The 14,844-nt window shown below is 58.5% G+C and carries 14 protein-coding genes and 2 pseudogenes; 8 read left to right on the top strand and 8 right to left on the bottom strand.

What is annotated here, in order from left to right; translation table 11 throughout:
- Nucleotides 1-12 precede the first annotated feature (12 nt).
- Complete coding sequence (locus ALO80_RS09240; RefSeq protein WP_055008774.1) at nt 13-855, bottom strand: PhzF family phenazine biosynthesis protein; 843 nt, start codon at nt 853-855, stop codon at nt 13-15.
- Nucleotides 856-1,033: 178 nt separating this feature from the next.
- Here ALO80_RS09240 and ALO80_RS09235 point away from each other — a divergent pair, with 178 nt between their 5' ends.
- Nucleotides 1,034-1,879, top strand: coding sequence for an NAD-dependent protein deacetylase (locus ALO80_RS09235; RefSeq protein WP_055008773.1), 846 nt, complete (start codon nt 1,034-1,036; stop codon nt 1,877-1,879).
- On the opposite strand, the gene ALO80_RS09230 is transcribed toward ALO80_RS09235, so the two are convergent.
- Nucleotides 1,876-4,239, bottom strand: a complete 2,364-nt coding sequence (locus ALO80_RS09230) for a DNA polymerase II (RefSeq protein ID WP_055008772.1) — start codon at nt 4,237-4,239, stop codon at nt 1,876-1,878. The genes ALO80_RS09235 and ALO80_RS09230 overlap by 4 nt on opposite strands.
- 223 nt (nt 4,240-4,462) lie before the next feature.
- On the opposite strand from ALO80_RS09230, the gene ALO80_RS09225 reads away from it, so the two are divergent.
- Entirely contained in the window at nt 4,463-4,903 is a 441-nt protein-coding gene (locus ALO80_RS09225; protein WP_054984870.1) for a CBS domain-containing protein, read from the top strand.
- A gap of 53 nt (nt 4,904-4,956) precedes the next feature.
- Here the strand turns inward: ALO80_RS09225 and ALO80_RS09220 are convergent, their stop codons facing one another.
- Both ALO80_RS09220 and ALO80_RS09215 read right to left on the bottom strand, forming a co-directional pair.
- On the bottom strand, nt 4,957-5,502 hold the full coding sequence (locus ALO80_RS09220) for a DUF4174 domain-containing protein (RefSeq protein ID WP_054984871.1): 546 nt from the start codon (nt 5,500-5,502) through the stop codon (nt 4,957-4,959).
- Nucleotides 5,503-5,626: 124 nt separating this feature from the next.
- Entirely contained in the window at nt 5,627-6,829 is a 1,203-nt protein-coding gene (locus tag ALO80_RS09215; protein ID WP_055008771.1) for an aspartate aminotransferase family protein, read from the bottom strand.
- 103 nt (nt 6,830-6,932) lie between these two features.
- Here ALO80_RS09215 and ALO80_RS09210 point away from each other — a divergent pair, with 103 nt between their 5' ends.
- Nucleotides 6,933-7,838 (top strand): LysR family transcriptional regulator, encoded by a 906-nt coding sequence (locus tag ALO80_RS09210; protein ID WP_055008770.1) that lies wholly within the window; start codon nt 6,933-6,935, stop codon nt 7,836-7,838.
- 81 nt (nt 7,839-7,919) lie between these two features.
- On the opposite strand, the pseudogene ALO80_RS32505 reads toward ALO80_RS09210, so the two are convergent.
- Nucleotides 7,920-8,519: pseudogene (locus ALO80_RS32505) on the bottom strand (methyl-accepting chemotaxis protein); the annotation flags it as partial.
- 255 nt (nt 8,520-8,774) lie between these two features.
- Nucleotides 8,775-9,812, bottom strand: a pseudogene (locus ALO80_RS32500) (methyl-accepting chemotaxis protein); the annotation flags it as partial.
- 232 nt (nt 9,813-10,044) lie between these two features.
- On the opposite strand from ALO80_RS32500, the gene ALO80_RS09200 reads away from it, so the two are divergent.
- The gene (locus ALO80_RS09200; RefSeq protein WP_055008768.1) at nt 10,045-10,548 is read left to right on the top strand and encodes a GAF domain-containing protein; all 504 of its coding nucleotides are present in this window, start codon (nt 10,045-10,047) and stop codon (nt 10,546-10,548) included.
- Between the two features lie 393 nt (nt 10,549-10,941).
- Nucleotides 10,942-11,481 carry a BRO-N domain-containing protein gene (locus ALO80_RS09195; RefSeq protein WP_055008767.1) on the top strand — a complete coding sequence of 180 codons (540 nt, stop codon included), beginning with the start codon at nt 10,942-10,944 and terminating at the stop codon, nt 11,479-11,481.
- A gap of 65 nt (nt 11,482-11,546) precedes the next feature.
- Here the strand turns inward: ALO80_RS09195 and ALO80_RS09190 are convergent, their stop codons facing one another.
- On the bottom strand, nt 11,547-11,783 hold the full coding sequence (locus ALO80_RS09190; RefSeq protein ID WP_055008766.1) for a hypothetical protein: 237 nt from the start codon (nt 11,781-11,783) through the stop codon (nt 11,547-11,549).
- Nucleotides 11,784-11,875: 92 nt separating this feature from the next.
- Nucleotides 11,876-12,715, bottom strand: a complete 840-nt coding sequence (locus ALO80_RS09185) for a TauD/TfdA dioxygenase family protein (protein ID WP_055008869.1) — start codon at nt 12,713-12,715, stop codon at nt 11,876-11,878.
- A gap of 191 nt (nt 12,716-12,906) precedes the next feature.
- On the opposite strand from ALO80_RS09185, the gene ALO80_RS09180 reads away from it, so the two are divergent.
- From ALO80_RS09180 to ALO80_RS09170, 3 genes are all read left to right on the top strand, one after another.
- Nucleotides 12,907-13,410 carry a GNAT family N-acetyltransferase gene (locus tag ALO80_RS09180; RefSeq protein WP_055008868.1) on the top strand — a complete coding sequence of 168 codons (504 nt, stop codon included), beginning with the start codon at nt 12,907-12,909 and terminating at the stop codon, nt 13,408-13,410.
- 289 nt (nt 13,411-13,699) lie between these two features.
- Nucleotides 13,700-14,281, top strand: coding sequence for an ATP phosphoribosyltransferase regulatory subunit (locus ALO80_RS09175; protein ID WP_055008765.1), 582 nt, complete (start codon nt 13,700-13,702; stop codon nt 14,279-14,281).
- Between the two features lie 77 nt (nt 14,282-14,358).
- Complete coding sequence (locus tag ALO80_RS09170) at nt 14,359-14,817, top strand: metallophosphoesterase family protein (RefSeq protein WP_055008764.1); 459 nt, start codon at nt 14,359-14,361, stop codon at nt 14,815-14,817.
- Nucleotides 14,818-14,844 lie beyond the last annotated feature (27 nt).

The raw sequence follows: 14,844 nt of genomic DNA, 5'->3' as shown, positions 1-14,844 counted from the left end.
GTGCTAGGCTTTCTAAATCGTCACCCGCCCCTCGATACAGGTGAGGGTCGATCCACCTACCCAGATATCCTCACCGGTTCGGTGGATGAATACTCGCCCCTTGCGCCCAAGCGCAGCGCCCTGACTGACGATGTAATGGTCCGGGGCCAGCCCCTCCTCCAGAAACCAGTGGGCAATACCAGCGTTCAGGCTGCCGGTCACCGGGTCTTCAGCCATGCCGTCGCCCGGTATAAATGCCCGTACTTCAAAGTGGGCTTCTTCGCCATCTACCGCAGGATCCCATGGCCCTATGACACCGATCTTGAGGCCGCTCAATTGCGCATAATCGGGTTGCAAAGCCAGAACACTGGCGCGATCTGCCAGCCTGAACGCAACCCAGCCAGGACCGTTGTCCACCCAGCGGGCACCGATAATATCGTCTGCGCCAAGCCCCATACCCAGACGAACCCGCTCGACAAGTTCAGCGTCTACAGCACCCGAACGCAGCAACGGCGGCGCAGTGAACGCCAGACCGGAGCCCTCACGGCGGATACGTACCAGACCGATGCCGCACTCCTGAATGATTTCTTCGCCGCCTGCCACACCGCCACTTTCCAGCCAGGCATGGCAGCTGCCCAGCGTTGGATGGCCAGCGAAAGGCAGTTCTCCCAGCGTGGTGAAAATACGCACGCGGTAGTCAGCTCGCGGGTCTGTCGGCTTGAGCAAAAATGTGGTTTCACTCAGGTTGGTCCAGCGTGCAAAAGCGGCCATCTGCTCATCGCTCAGGCCCTCCGCGCCAAGTACCACAGCCAGCGGGTTGCCGAGCAAAGGCTGATCGGTGAAGACGTCCAGTTGTTTGAAATCAAACGAGCGCATCAGGGCTTCCTGTCCGGGAATAAAAACCAAGATTGACACGCACCCTGCGGGGTGGACAACGGGAAATTGAACCATCGTCCGCGCTGGCCGCTCACAGCTGTTGCAGGCACAAGCAATATTCACACAGCACCTGCTGCCAATGTTCACACACCAGAGGCAGGCTACCCGAGGTTCATCCATGCTCGACAGTCCAACCCGACATGTGCTCGGCACGTTATGCCAGACAATGGCCGACAAGCCGTTTCTGGTTGTGACCGGTGCAGGCATCAGTACCGCATCCGGTATTCCGGACTACCGCGATAAGCAAGGCGTGCGGCGTGGCAAGCAGCCGATGATGTATCAGGAATTTGTCGGCAACCCCGCTGCACGTCAGCGCTACTGGGCGCGGGCGATGCTGGGCTGGCCGCGCATCTGCGCAGCTCAGCCCAATGCAGCACATCAGGCACTGGCTGCGCTTCAGGCCGATGATGTCATTACCGGCCTGATCACCCAGAACGTCGATGCGCTGCATACCAAGGCCGGAAGCCGGGACGTCGTCGAACTGCACGGCAGCCTGCACCGCGTGCTCTGCCTGGATTGCCAGCAGGGTAGCGACCGGGCAGCTATTCAGGAGCAGATGCTGGAGCACAATCCTTCTCTGGTCGGCGTTCATGCCATTCAGGCCCCCGATGGCGACACCCTGCTGGACCCGACGTTCGAGGCGGGTTTCAAGGTGCCGCGCTGTGCCTATTGTCATGGCGACAGGCTCAAGCCGGACGTCGTGTTTTTCGGTGAAAACGTCGCTGCACAGACCGCAGCCAAAGCAACGCTGAGCGTCGAGCAGGCTGAAGGCCTGCTGGTAGTCGGCACCTCACTGATGGCCTGGTCGGCGTTCCGCCTGTGCAAAGCGGTGGTCGAACAGGGCAAACCGGTCATCGCCATCAACCATGGCAAGACCCGGGCGGACGAACTGCTTGAAATGAAGATCGAGGCCTCCTGCGAGCAGGCACTGCCATGGATTGCCGAGCAGCTGGATGCCCGTTAAAACAACCCCAGTTGCCCGCCGATCAGCGTGCTGAAATCATCATCCACAAACGGCAGGATTGCGTCGGCCAGCGGTTGTAGCTGACGAGTCACGTAGTGATCGTAGTCGATCGGCGCATGACGGATCTCCAGAGGTTCCGGCCCGGCAGTGGTTACCACGTAGCTGATCCAGCCACCACTCTGATATTGCCGCGGACGCCCCTGCTGGTCGTTGTACTCGTCGGCAAGTCGTGCAGCGCGGACATGCGGCGGCACGTTGCGCTGGTAGTCATCCAGCTTGCGGCGCAAGCGCTTGCGGTAGATCAACAGATCATCCAGTTCGCCTGCAAGGGTGCGCTGCACGTAGTCACGCACATAATCCTGATAAGGCTGACGCTTGAAAATGCGCAGGTACAGTTCCTGCTGAAACTGCTGAGCCAGTGGCGACCAGTCGGTGCGGACGGTTTCCAGCCCCTTGTAAATCATCTCTTCGGAGCCGTCAGCGCGTGTTACCAAACCGGCATAACGCTTTTTGCTGCCCTCCTCCGCGCCGCGCACAGTGGGCATCAGAAACCGGCGAAAATGGGTTTCATATTGCAGTTCAAGGGCACTGTTCAAGCCATATTCAGTGTGCAGATGCTCGCGCCACCACTGGTTGACCTGCTGCACCAGCGTTTTGCCAATGTTTGCCGCCTCTTCCTGCCAGTGAGGACGGCCCAGCCAGACAAATGTCGAGTCGGTATCGCCGTAGATCACGGTATGCCCCTGCGCCTGGATAAGGTCGCGGGTCTTGAGCATGATTTCGTGCCCGCGCAAGGTGATCGACGAGGCCAGCCGCGGATCGAAAAATCGGCAACCGCTCGACCCCAGCACACCATAGAAGGCATTCATGATGATCTTCAGCGCCTGCGACAATGGCGCATTCCGCTCGCGCTTGGCGGCCTCCCGACCTTGCCATACGCGCTCGACAATCGCCGGCAGGCTATGGCGAGTGCGGGAAAAGCGTGCGCCGCGAAAGCCTGGTACCGACGTGCTGTCCTCCGGATGGCGCATGCCTTCGATCAATCCCACCGGATCAATCAGAAAGGTGCGAATGATCGAGGGGTAAAGGCTTTTGTAGTCCAGCACCAGCACTGATTCATACAGCCCCGGCCGAGAATCCATCACAAAACCGCCGGGACTGGCCTCCGGCAAGCGCTCGCCCAGATTGGGCGCAACGAAGCCCTGACGATGCATCAGCGGGATATACAGGTGACAGAAGGCCGCGACCGAACCACCGCTACGGTCGGCGGGAAGGCCCGTTACGGTGGCACGCTCGAGCAGAAAAGTCAGTAACTGGGTCTTGGCGAAGATCCGCGTCACCAGCTCGCAGTCCTTGATGTTGTAACGCGCCAGCGCAGGCTTGTCCTCAGCGAACATGCGGTTGATTTCGTCCATGCGCTGATAAGGCGTATCAATGGCCTTGCCCTCACCCTGCAGCGTCTGCGACACGTATTCGAGGCTGAACGACGGAAAGCTCCAGGTCGCCGAACGTAATGCCTCGATGCCGTCGATGATCAGCCGCCCGCTGACCTCGGCAAAAAAGTGGTTGTTGCGGCTGCCATGCTCACGCCAGCCCATCGTTTCACCGCCACGCCCGAGCCGCAACGGCACGTTCAGGCGCTGTGCATGCTCATGCAGCACGCGCAGATCGAACTGCACAACGTTCCAGCCGATTATCGCGTCAGGATCGTGCCGCGCCAGCCAGTCATTCAGACGTTCCAGCAACTGTGCGCGGGTTTCGCAATAATCCAGCTGAAAATCCAGCGCCCCGTCGCCGCCGTTAGCGGGGCCCAGCATGTAGACCTGACGCTGACCACAGCCTTCCAGCGCAATGGAATACAGCTCGCCACGCGCGGTGGTTTCGATATCCAGAGACACCAGCTTGAGGCTGGGACGGTACTCGGGAGCTGGTCTGATCTGGGCATCGCAGATCAAGCCCACGGCATCTGGCGTGCCACTGAACTGCACCGGCGCAGTGATGAAGCGCTCCATCAGGTAGCGTTCGGGCGGTCGAATGTCTGCTTCGTAAACGTCTACATTGCCTCGGCGCAAAAGTTTCTCGACGTTCATCAGCTGGCGGTGCTGCTGGCAATACACCCCGAGCACCGGGCGATGGCGAAAGTCGCAAAGCTCCAGCGGGCGCAACTCCACACCACGCTCGGCACGCAGCAACGACCGGGCGCGCTCGCCCTGCTCGGCGGGAATAAAGGCGACAGAGGGCTGACAAGGCAGGCGGATATGGCGAGGCCCCTGATCGGTGGCCAACCAGAAGTCGACCTCGGTCCCGGCAGGCGTATCTTGCCAGTGCCGACTCAGGATAAAGCCCTGCTGTACATCCAACGCTGTTACCTCGACCGCATGGTTAAACGGATGATTCTACTTGGCTATGGGGTTAAAGGCGCGCATGGGCGACGAATTCGAGGCATATTCCGGGCACGGATAATTGATTCCTCCTATTCCCTTGATCTTTATTTACTTCTTGATCGATTCTGCGCGCTGCACGATTCTGTAGTGCCCCTGAAAATGCACTACAGTCTTTCAGGTCCCGATCACGGAGAGCACCATGAAAACCGTCGCCCAGCTATTGAAGTTGAAAGACCTGCAAAACCAGCATGTGCATACCATCGGCCCGGATCAGATGGTCCTCGATGCGCTCAGGCTGATGGCGGAAAAGAACATCGGTGCATTACCGGTGGTCGAGGGCAACCTGGTGGTCGGTGTCGTCAGCGAACGCGACTATGCGCGCAAGGTCATCCTCAAGGGGCGCTCGTCGGTGGGCACGCCGGTGAGGGACATCATGAGCAGTAAAGTCATTACCGTCGACTCGCAACAGAGCGTTGAAGCCTGTATGGGGATCATGACCGACAGCCATCTGCGCCACCTGCCGGTCGTAGAAGGCGGCCAGCTGCTGGGCCTGCTGTCGATTGGCGACCTGGTCAAGGAAGCCATTGCCGAACAGGCCAGCCTGATACAGCAGCTCGAGCAGTATATTCGCGGCGAGTGACCTGAACGATGCGTCGGGCGCAGCGCGCGATTGCCGCACGCTGCGCAGGTCATTCAGTCATCCAGCGTCTTGCCAGGTGCCCCACCCTTGACCGGCTTGCCCGGTTTCTCGGCTGGCGCAGGCTTGGCCTCCGGCTCCGGTGGTGGCGCAGATGCCTCTTTCTCGCGCATCGGCATCTGGTCAATAGTGGCAAAGATCTCTTTGGGGTCTATTGACTCTGACTTGCCGATGGTCTTATCAATCTTCTTCTCACCGTCCTTGCCCACCAGAATGACCTTGGTGCCTACCCCGGCACCCAGTTTCAACTCACGAATCAAGGCCATGGTCGACTGGGGGTCCATGCTCTTGCCGTTTCGTTCGCCGATAGTGTTGACCACCGTGAAAAGCACCATATTGCGCTGCGCAAAGGCTTCGCGATTGGCAGGCTCGTCCAGCGCTTTCTTGAGGCTGACCAAAGCCGGATCGACCGGGCTGGGCGCTATGACGATCAAGGGGCGCGACTTTCCGCGCTCCTGCGCCAGAGGGTTGTCGCTGTCAGCGGCAAGCGCTGTACCGGCAGCGACAAGCAGGGTGGCAAGGGTCAGGGACCGGATTAACATGGTGGGCTCCTTTCAAATCCATTGGGTAGCCATCGCGTGCAGACAGACACGATGCTGCTCTGTTCTACCGCATATGGGTCATCCCGGTACAGCCCGATGTAGTCCTTTTCCTTAATCCCTTGCTTCAGCCAGCCCGTTCAAGCGACTGGTAACAGGCACTGTCGAGGCTTGCCAGCAGGCGTTCAACGATCTGTTCTGCCTCTGCAGCGTCGAGCACCAGAGGTGGCAAAAGGCGGATGACCTTGCCCCGGGTGACGTTGATCAGCAAGCCGTGCTCTTCAGCCGCAATGCGGGTCAACGCGGGTATCGCCTGGCGCAATTCGATACCGATCATCAGCCCCAGACCACGAATCTCCAGCACCTGCGGGTGAGCGCCAAGCACCTCGCGCAGCCTGTCAAGCAAGTGCCTGCCTTGCAAGGCTGCGTTTTCTACCAACGCCTGCCGCTCGATGATATCGACCACCGTACAACCGACCCGGCAGGCCAGCGGGTTGCCGCCGAAGGTGCTGCCGTGACTGCCGGGAGTGAACAGCTCCGCGGCTCTGCCGCGCGCCAGACAGGCACCGATCGGTATACCGTTGCCAAGCCCTTTGGCCAGGGTCATGACATCCGGCACGATACCTTCATGCTGAAAGGCAAACCACTTTCCGGTGCGCCCCATGCCGGTCTGAATTTCATCCAGCATCAGTAGCCAGTCGCGCCGCGTGCAGCGCTCTCTCAGTGCCTTGAGGTAGCCGCCTGGTGCCATCTGCGCGCCGCCCTCGCCCTGAATCGGCTCAACCAGTACGGCGGCGATCCGATGCCCGTGAGTCAGACAAACCTTATCGAACGCTGCCAGATCGCCAAATGGGACTTTGACGTAATCCCCCGGCAAGCTGCTGAAACCCAGGCGTACGGCCGGTCCGTCGCTGGCCGACAGCGTGCCCAGCGTGCGGCCGTGAAAGGCGTTTTCCATAACCACCACCAGCGGCCGCTCGATGTACTTGTGCCAGCCATGCAGGCGCGCCAGCTTGAGTGCAGTCTCGTTGGCCTCGGCACCTGAATTGTTGAAGAACACCCGGTCCAGCCCCGACAAACGGGTCAGCTTCTGCGCCAGGCGCTGCTGCCAGTCAATGGTGTAGAGATTGGAGGTGTGCAGCAGCAGACCCGCCTGATCACGAATTGCCTCGACCAGCAACGGATGCGAATGGCCGACGTTGGTCACCGCCACGCCCGCCACGGCATCCAGGTATTCGCGCCCGCTTTCATCCCACAGACGCGTACCCAGGCCACGCGTAAAACTCAGGGCCAGAGGTTGGTAAGTGCTCATCAGGCAGGCAGTGGTCATAGCGTGAAGCTCCTTGGGTATGTTTCGGTTTTTGCAGTATCGTTAACCACCCTTTATGGATAAACAGCAAAATACTTCAATCATTTTAAAGCAGGGCTTGATAATGGATCTGTTTCAGGCGATGCGTGTGTACGTAAAGGTCGTCGAGTCAGGCAGCCTGACGGCAGCGGCGCAGGCGTGTTCGATTTCCACCACTATGGTCGGTAACCACTTGCGGGCGCTGGAGCAGCGCCTGGGCGTCAGCCTCTTGCAGCGCACAACCCGGCGCCAGCGCCTGACAGAATTCGGCACTGCGTATTACGAGCGTTGTCTGGAGGTGCTGGGGCTGGTGGCCGAGTCCGAACAGCTGGCTGAACAGGCACATGGCGATCCCACCGGCACGCTGCGCATCACTGCACCGCTGACCTTCGGTTCCGAGGTGCTGGCCCCTGCCCTGGTCGAGTTCTCGCAACGCTTTCCCGACGTCAGGCTCGATCTGGTGCTGACCAACCAGCGACTGGACATGATCGATAATGGTTTCGACGTCGCCATTCGCCTGGGCAACATTCCCGAGTCCTCGCCACTCATTGCACGCCCCCTGCAGGACTACACCCTGACCATCTGCGCCGCGCCGGATTATCTGGCTCGCCACGGAGCACCGGCGCACCCCGAGGATCTTTGCGCACACAATTGCCTGGCATTTGCTTACCCGGCAGGAGACGAGTGGCGCACAGCGGGTACCCAATGGCGTATGACCGGGCCGAAAGGTGAAGTACTGGTGGACGTAAGTGGTTCGATGGTTGCCAACACGTCGGCCGGTCTTTATCAGGCGGCTCGTGCCGGAATGGGCGTCGTGATGCTCCCGGACGCGTTGGTTCAGAGAGACTTGCAGGAGGGCCGGCTGGTTGCACTGCTCCCGGACTACCATTTGCCCAGACGACCGATGAACCTGCTGTACGTGCAGGATCGTTATCGATTGCCCAAACTGAGAAGTTTCGTGGAGTTCGCGACGGGGCGCTGGGGACGGTAAAAGGTTTACCGCCGGGATGCGGTCAAAATCCACTCCGGTGCGCAGCGTTGGCCGCTGCACCGGAGTCTACCGGGGCTGATATCAGACCTTGAATCGGCTGACCAGACTTTGCAGATGCACGCCCAGACGAGCAAGCTCTACGCTCGACGCGGCAGTTTCTTCACTGGCAGATGCAGTCTGCTCGGAAATGTCACGCACATTCAACACACTGCGATTGATTTCTTCGGCGACCGCGCTCTGCTCTTCAGCGGCAGCGGCAATCTGGTGGTTCATCGTCTCGATCGTCGAAATCGCCTGGGTCATGTTATTGATCGAAGCGCCAGCATTGCGTGTCAGTTCTACACTGTTTTCAGTCAGCGCCTGACTGTTGTCCAGAATCGTGGCCACCTGCGTTGTACGGGTGTGCAAGCCGCTGATCAATGCCGCAATCTCTTCTGTAGACGTCTGCGTGCGCTGGGCAAGGCTTCTTACTTCGTCGGCCACCACCGCAAAGCCTCGGCCCGCCTCGCCCGCCCGCGCCGCTTCAATGGCCGCATTGAGCGCCAACAGGTTGGTCTGCTCGGCAACGGCCTTGATCACGTCGAGCACGCCACCGATCTTGTTGCTTTCGCTCTTGAGCTCGTCCATTGCAGACTTGGAGTGCTTGACTTCAGTGGCGAGCTTCTCGATCTGGGCAACTGCCTTGGAAACCACGCCGTCACCTTCGCGAGCTTCCTTCGAAGCATTGACTGCAGCATGCGACGCCTGCTCTGCATTGCGGGCAACCTCCTGAACCGTCGCAGACATCTCGTGCATTGCCGTGGCGACCTGATCGGTTTCGTTCTTCTGGCTGTTGACGCCGGCGCTGGTCTGTTCGGTGACGGCAGACAACTGTTCGGCGGCACTGGCGATTTGTGTCACGCCGTCGCGCAAACCGCCAATCAGCTCGCGCAGGTTGCCGGTCATGCGCAGCATGCTGCCTTGCAGCAGGCCCAGTTCATCCCTGCGAGTGACCGCCTGGTTGTGCGTCAAGTCACCGTCGGCGACACGCTCGGCCAGCTTCAGTGTTTCAAGCAGCGGGCCGACGATAAGGCGAGTAATGACCCACGCAGCCAAGGCGCTCATGATCAACGCTGCAACCAGCCAAACGGAGAGCAGGGTCTGCGCCTGGCCCACGTCTTCTATCCTCAGGTTGACCTGATTCGCGGACAGCTTGTCGGCGCTGTCGAACAGAATAGCGATATTTTTATTGATGCCCGCCTGAGCCTGCTCGATCTTTTCCTGTGCTGCCGAGAATTGATTCAAGGTGTTCTGATAACTGATCAGAGCGTCCACAAGGTGCTTGATCGTTGCTGACTGGCTATCGAAACCCTGCAGGTTTCTGGCGAAATTGATAACCGTATTCATCGAGGCCTCGGCCGGCGCACGGTTCTCTGCTTTCAAGGAATAGGTATAACCGCGCAGGTCGAAGCGCATTTTCTGAAACAACGTCATTGCCTGAATAATGGCGTCGCGCTGAGCGGCACTGCCGTCCTCGGACCTGGCAAAGGCGTTCAGCTTTTGCAAATCGTCAGCGGCTGCATCGGCATACTGACCAAACACTGCACGGGTCGCCTCGCGAGCGGCAGTTGCCTGCAGCAGGTTGTCGTAGTGGACACGGTAATCCTTCAAAGCTTCGGCAGACGCGTTTACCAACGGTGTATTCAGTGGCGAGTCGAAGACCTTCTGCGCGTACTTCACATGATTTTCGAGACTTTCAAGGGCTTTCAGCCAGTTGCTGGCTCGCTCGGCATCATAGTTGATCGTGTAGGCAAGACGGGCTATACGGACATCCCGGGTCAGCGTGCTCAGCTTGCCGATATCGGCAATCCGCTCGCTACGTTCGCTCAACGAACTGATACCCATCCAGCCTGTCAGTGCAATCAGCACTGTCAGCACAATGACCAAGGCAAACCCGAGCACAAGCTTGGACCTGACAGAAATATTGCTCAGCATAGTGTTCACCGTAAGTCGCTCTCGTCGGGCCGTCGTGGGAGGTTAATAAGAGGCTTATCCTTGCCATTGATACAACTCAGAGATGTCGGCAGCGCCACGTCAAACTTTAAAAGTTGGCGTCAATATTTATGCTCAAAAATAATCCGCGACCGGCCTGATAACCCCTGTGGCCTTTCAGGCGAGTCGGTTAGCATGGGCCGCTGCACACACATTGAGTATTTCGGAGAATTGCATGAGTTTGGAATTGACAGTTTCCAGCGGCGGCCTGACCACCGAGGAACGCTCTGCGATTGCCGAGATCGAGGCAACTACCAACGTTTTAAGGCTGGTCACCCGACTGACAGGCATGCGCTTCGCCGGTATTGCGAAGTTCACTGACGCAGACTGGATCGCCTGTTCTGTGTACGACCCGACTAATCTGGGTATCGAGGACGGGGACGTGTTCGAGCTGGAGACCACGCTCTGCAATGAGTTTTGCGTCAATCCGCACGCCTTGTTTGTACCGCAGATCAGTAAAAACGGCAGGTACGCGAATCTGCCGGTCGTGAAGCGGTACGCCATCGAGAGTTATGCGGGTGTACCGATCTATCTTCCGGACGGTCAGCTGTATGGCGCACTGTGCGCCCTGGATTCGAGCATGACGTTGTTTGACGACCCCGATCTGGCGGAAACGCTGACCCTGTTTGCCAGACTGATCGGGTGTATTTTCTTCGCCAACATTAGCGAGACCGATTAGCCAACGACATTGCTTGAAGCCGTTGAACAGCAGGCTTTATGCATGAAAAACGTTGCTTTTGCAGGAAAGCATGAAGCCGCTTGACTGATAATTCTCTTCTATCTGTGTGAAATTTCCGAGAAGGCTCAAGTCGGTTGCGTGAGGTGTATCGAGGATCTAAGGTGCGCCGTCGCTGCCCAATCAGCGGCCGGATTTAGCGATCCGAATCTCTATTCTCGACATCGCGTTTCATGCTGAACATGAACATCGCGTTATGGCGGCTGTGCGTCGGAGACCTTCGGGTCTGCCGGTGTGCGAAAGATTAGAGGCCGGTTCGCTAACCTTCGCACAGCTGCCACCTTCTCGTTTAGCGACTTGATCGGGGCTCTATGTTCGCTATGGAGCATTTAATCAATGGATCTGCCGTTCCCCCTTCTTCCCTGTACCGAAAAACACGAACCCGCCATATTTCTGCGCCACCGTTGCCTGTTGCGTGCCGTCGTCATGCACGCAGAAGCGTGGTTTCCGCTGGAAGACATTGCCCGCCTGATGGGCAAACGCCTGGACGAGCGCAACACTCGCAAGCTCGACGCCGACCAGCGCCGCACCGCGTGGTTACTGACCTACGGCGAATGGCAAAAATGCCTGCTGATCAGCGAGTCTGCAGTCTTCGCCCTGCTGATTCACCATTACATTCCGGAAAACCGCGCGTTGCGACGCTGGCTGACCCAAGACGTACTGCCTGCCCTGTGCGCTCGTCCGGTTGATACCCATATCGACTGTCCCGTTCACTGCCAGATGAACTGGCAGGGCACCACACTGGGCACCTTGAAATGGCGCGGAAATATCTGGGTGAAGTTGCGCGACATGCCGGAAATCGTCCAGGTACAGGTGCCAGACAAAAAAGAAGGCTGGCTGAAACGTTTGGGGTTGCTGCGCAAATGGGCCGCCTGAGCGCACCAAGCAGGCGCTGTACCAAAAGTGTCTGCGCTGGCAGACCTTTCGTACAGAGCCTTCGATTACTCTACGGTCGCATACATATGCACGGGCTCAAGCATCGCGCTGCTGAACTGGCTTTCATCGATTTGCGTACGCTGTCGCGGTGACACAGGTTTGGCCGGGCGCTCGCCGTCCAGTAAAACCTCGGCAGGCAGATCAATCCCGAAATGAGGGAAAGGCTCCTGGGCGACCCAGCCCCCGGCAGCCAGAACCAACAATAGAAACACACCCGCAATGGGCTCTTTAGGTCTGCACATTCTCGTTTCTCCAATCCGGCAAAACGATTTGGCTCACAATGAGCAACTCAGTATAAAAGCCAGGATGTCGTCCTTTTGTCGCGGCCGGCGGGCTACTCGAAAGGCTCTTCGCCCTGCAACTTGGTGCGGTGCATCATCCGTCCGCACTCAGGGTCGTAGGCTTCCGCACGGTGCATGGTGCCGGTGTTGTCCCATATCACCAGATCACCGACCTGCCACGCGTGGCTGTAACTGAACGCTTCGGCCGTGGCCCACTCGCGAAGGCCGACCAGAATCTGCGCGCTTTGCGCCAGGCCAACGCCGACGACTTGCTGCGCAGTGCATCCCAGAATCAGCGACTTGCGACCGGAGCGATGCCGCCAGACCAGCGGCAACTCCTTCTCGCCGATAGCCTGCATGGCCTTGAGCATCGCAAGGCCAGGCTCCGGATTGTAATAGAGTAACGATGCCCATGGCGCGTGAATTACTCTTAAGCTTTCGTAACGTTGTTTATCAGCGCTCGATAACGCCTCGTAAGCCGCATAGGTATTACAAAACCCGGTATTGCCGCCCCAACTGGCGGCCACCTTGCAGGACAGCAGCGACGCCAGGATGGGTGAATCGCTACTCGTGCCGTCGATATGCCAATAGAGCGAGCCTTTGAGAAACTCGGCACCTGCAGGGTTCTCTTTCACATCGAGGCTGATCTTGGTGATGTTCTGCCCATCGCTGGCTTCCGGGCAGAACGTGCCCAGCGTACGAGTAAAGGCAATCTGCTCCGTATCGGAAAAATGGATCTGCGGGAACACCAGCACACCCCGCTGCTCCAGCAGTTCTCGGATTTCCCCGGCGAATTGACCCGACAGCAGCTCTTGCTTGCTGTTGAAAACGCGCGCGCCAATACCTGGCTTTATGGATTCCTGTGACAGCTGGGCGACCGAAGTGGCTAACATGATGCGACCCTCTTCATAAGTGAACACAACGGTACACTTATGAAGAGGCGGAAGCAATAGCCTGTTTTGCAGAATGGCAAGCGGTGGGCAAAACCGAATATATTGTCTGACCCGTATGACGCGGGGCAGCTATGCCACAAGAATGCCCCTTTAACCTGAACGCCAAAACGCAATTCAAGGAACGAATCAACGTGCACGCCCCTGCCCCGCAAATTCTCATCCAGCGCATGGCCGAAATTCACCTCGAAGGTGTCACTGCACTCTATAACGAACCTGCGGTGTGCCGTCAGGTACTGCAAATGCCGTATCAGTCCATCGAAGTCTGGCGCAAACGCCTGGCTGCCAGTACCGAGCGACACGTGAAACTGGTCGCGCTCAATGGTAACGAAGTGATTGGCAGCATTGGTCTGGAGCAATATTCGCGCAGTCGGCAAAGCCATGTCGGCGCTATCGGCATGGGCGTCGCATCGGCCTGGCAGAGCAAAGGCATCGGCTCGAAGTTGCTGACCACAGCATTGGACATCGCAGACAACTGGATGAACCTGCGCCGGGTGGAATTGACCGTGTATGTCGACAACGAAGCAGCCCAGGGTCTGTACCGAAAATTCGGCTTCGAAACAGAGGGCCGGCTGCGCAACTACGCCGTGCGCGATGGCCTGTTCGTCGATGCCTTGAGCATGGCGCGGCTCAGATAAAACGTGTCCGTCAACACCGCTACTTGAGCGATGCGTTAAAGCGTGCAAGGATCAGGCATGAATCAATTTTCCCGAAACAACCGTCATCACCACCACAGCCCGCTTCAAGGTGCTGCGGTTGCTTGTGCTCATCGATTGGCCAGATATAGATCCACCTTCTGACCCATCAGTGAAACCGACCAAGGCGCTTATGGCGCCTTTTTTATTGCCTGAAAAAACCGGAGATCATCACCCATGACCATGCTACGCGGAACACGCATCGTGACCGGAACAGAAGCTGCAATCCTGCGTGACACAGAAAACCGTTTCCGGAGCTATCTTCATCGAAGCCGGAGCTGAGGAAGCGATAGTGCCGGCCTTATGGGGCCAGGACACTTTTATCGAAAAAGCCGGCGGCAGCGAAATCATCGGCCAGATGTGGGCTTTCGAGGACAAGGCCGGGCGCGCCTGTTGCCTGATACCCGAAGCCACGGCGCTGTTTCAGGAACGCAGCGAAGCACTACTGGACGGTCGTCGTGAGGCGCTGTTTTTCTACGTGGCACGCTGTTATCGCTACGAGCGCCCACAAGCCGGACGCTACCGCGAATTCACCCAGCTGGGGCTGGAAATCCTCGGCCCGTCACCGCAGCAGGCCTTGCAACGCAGCCAGGCCATCTGCACGGGTTTTCTTGACTCGCTAGGGCTGGACTATGAACTCAATACTGCCGTCAAACGCGGCCTGAGTTACTACCTGAACGGCAACGGCTTCGAGGTACGCTGCTCACGCCTGGGCGCACAGCAACAGGTGGTCGGCGGCGGAGCCTATCGAGAGGGGGCCGGGTTTGGCATCGGACTGGAGCGGCTGGTATTGGCGCTTGGATGCAGCCAATAACGACCATCCTGTAACTGGCCGTAGAGGCGCAGCGCGTTACACTGCGCTTCTAACTGCCCCAGACCCGAGGCCACCATATGAAAGTTGGCGTGATTTCCGACACCCACGGACTGCTCCGTCCTGAAGCCATCGCTGCGCTACAGGGCTGCGCACAGATCATCCATGCCGGTGACATCGGCAGCCAGGACATCGTCGAGCAACTGACCGCCATCGCCCCACTGCACATCGTGCGCGGCAACAACGACATGGATGCCGAGTGGGCAAAAAACATCGCCGATCACCTGCGTTTCGACATCGAGGGCTGGCAAGTCCTGCTGGTCCACGACATCGCCGACGTTCCAGCGCTGCTGGATGACAGCGTGAAACTGGTCGTGACCGGCCACTCGCACAAACCCCTCATCGATTGGCGCGGCGATACGCTGTATCTGAATCCAGGCAGCGCCGGACGGCGGCGTTTCAAGCTGCCGGTAACGCTGGCGCTGCTTGAGGTGGGTCCAGATGCGATTGAGCCGAGTCTGGTTAAGCTGCTTGGTTGAAAGGTCAGGCCGGCGTCGAGCGCAAAT

The sequence above is a fragment of the Pseudomonas caricapapayae genome (genome assembly GCF_001400735.1).
In the GTDB taxonomy this organism is placed as follows: domain Bacteria; phylum Pseudomonadota; class Gammaproteobacteria; order Pseudomonadales; family Pseudomonadaceae; genus Aquipseudomonas; species Aquipseudomonas caricapapayae.
Note: the sequence above shows the minus strand (reverse complement) of the source record. Positions and strands in the feature narration are given on the sequence as shown.

Coding starts and splice junctions, on each gene's coding strand:
- ALO80_RS09240 (WP_055008774.1), bottom strand. CDS start 855: ATGCGCTCGTTTGATTTCAAACAACTGGACGTCTTCACCGATCAGCCT.
- ALO80_RS09170 (WP_055008764.1), top strand. CDS start 14,359: ATGAAAGTTGGCGTGATTTCCGACACCCACGGACTGCTCCGTCCTGAA.
- ALO80_RS09190 (WP_055008766.1), bottom strand. CDS start 11,783: ATGTGCAGACCTAAAGAGCCCATTGCGGGTGTGTTTCTATTGTTGGTT.
- ALO80_RS09220 (WP_054984871.1), bottom strand. CDS start 5,502: ATGTTAATCCGGTCCCTGACCCTTGCCACCCTGCTTGTCGCTGCCGGT.
- ALO80_RS09225 (WP_054984870.1), top strand. CDS start 4,463: ATGAAAACCGTCGCCCAGCTATTGAAGTTGAAAGACCTGCAAAACCAG.
- ALO80_RS09195 (WP_055008767.1), top strand. CDS start 10,942: ATGGATCTGCCGTTCCCCCTTCTTCCCTGTACCGAAAAACACGAACCC.
- ALO80_RS09215 (WP_055008771.1), bottom strand. CDS start 6,829: ATGACCACTGCCTGCCTGATGAGCACTTACCAACCTCTGGCCCTGAGT.
- ALO80_RS09185 (WP_055008869.1), bottom strand. CDS start 12,715: ATGTTAGCCACTTCGGTCGCCCAGCTGTCACAGGAATCCATAAAGCCA.
- ALO80_RS09200 (WP_055008768.1), top strand. CDS start 10,045: ATGAGTTTGGAATTGACAGTTTCCAGCGGCGGCCTGACCACCGAGGAA.
- ALO80_RS09210 (WP_055008770.1), top strand. CDS start 6,933: ATGGATCTGTTTCAGGCGATGCGTGTGTACGTAAAGGTCGTCGAGTCA.
- ALO80_RS09235 (WP_055008773.1), top strand. CDS start 1,034: ATGCTCGACAGTCCAACCCGACATGTGCTCGGCACGTTATGCCAGACA.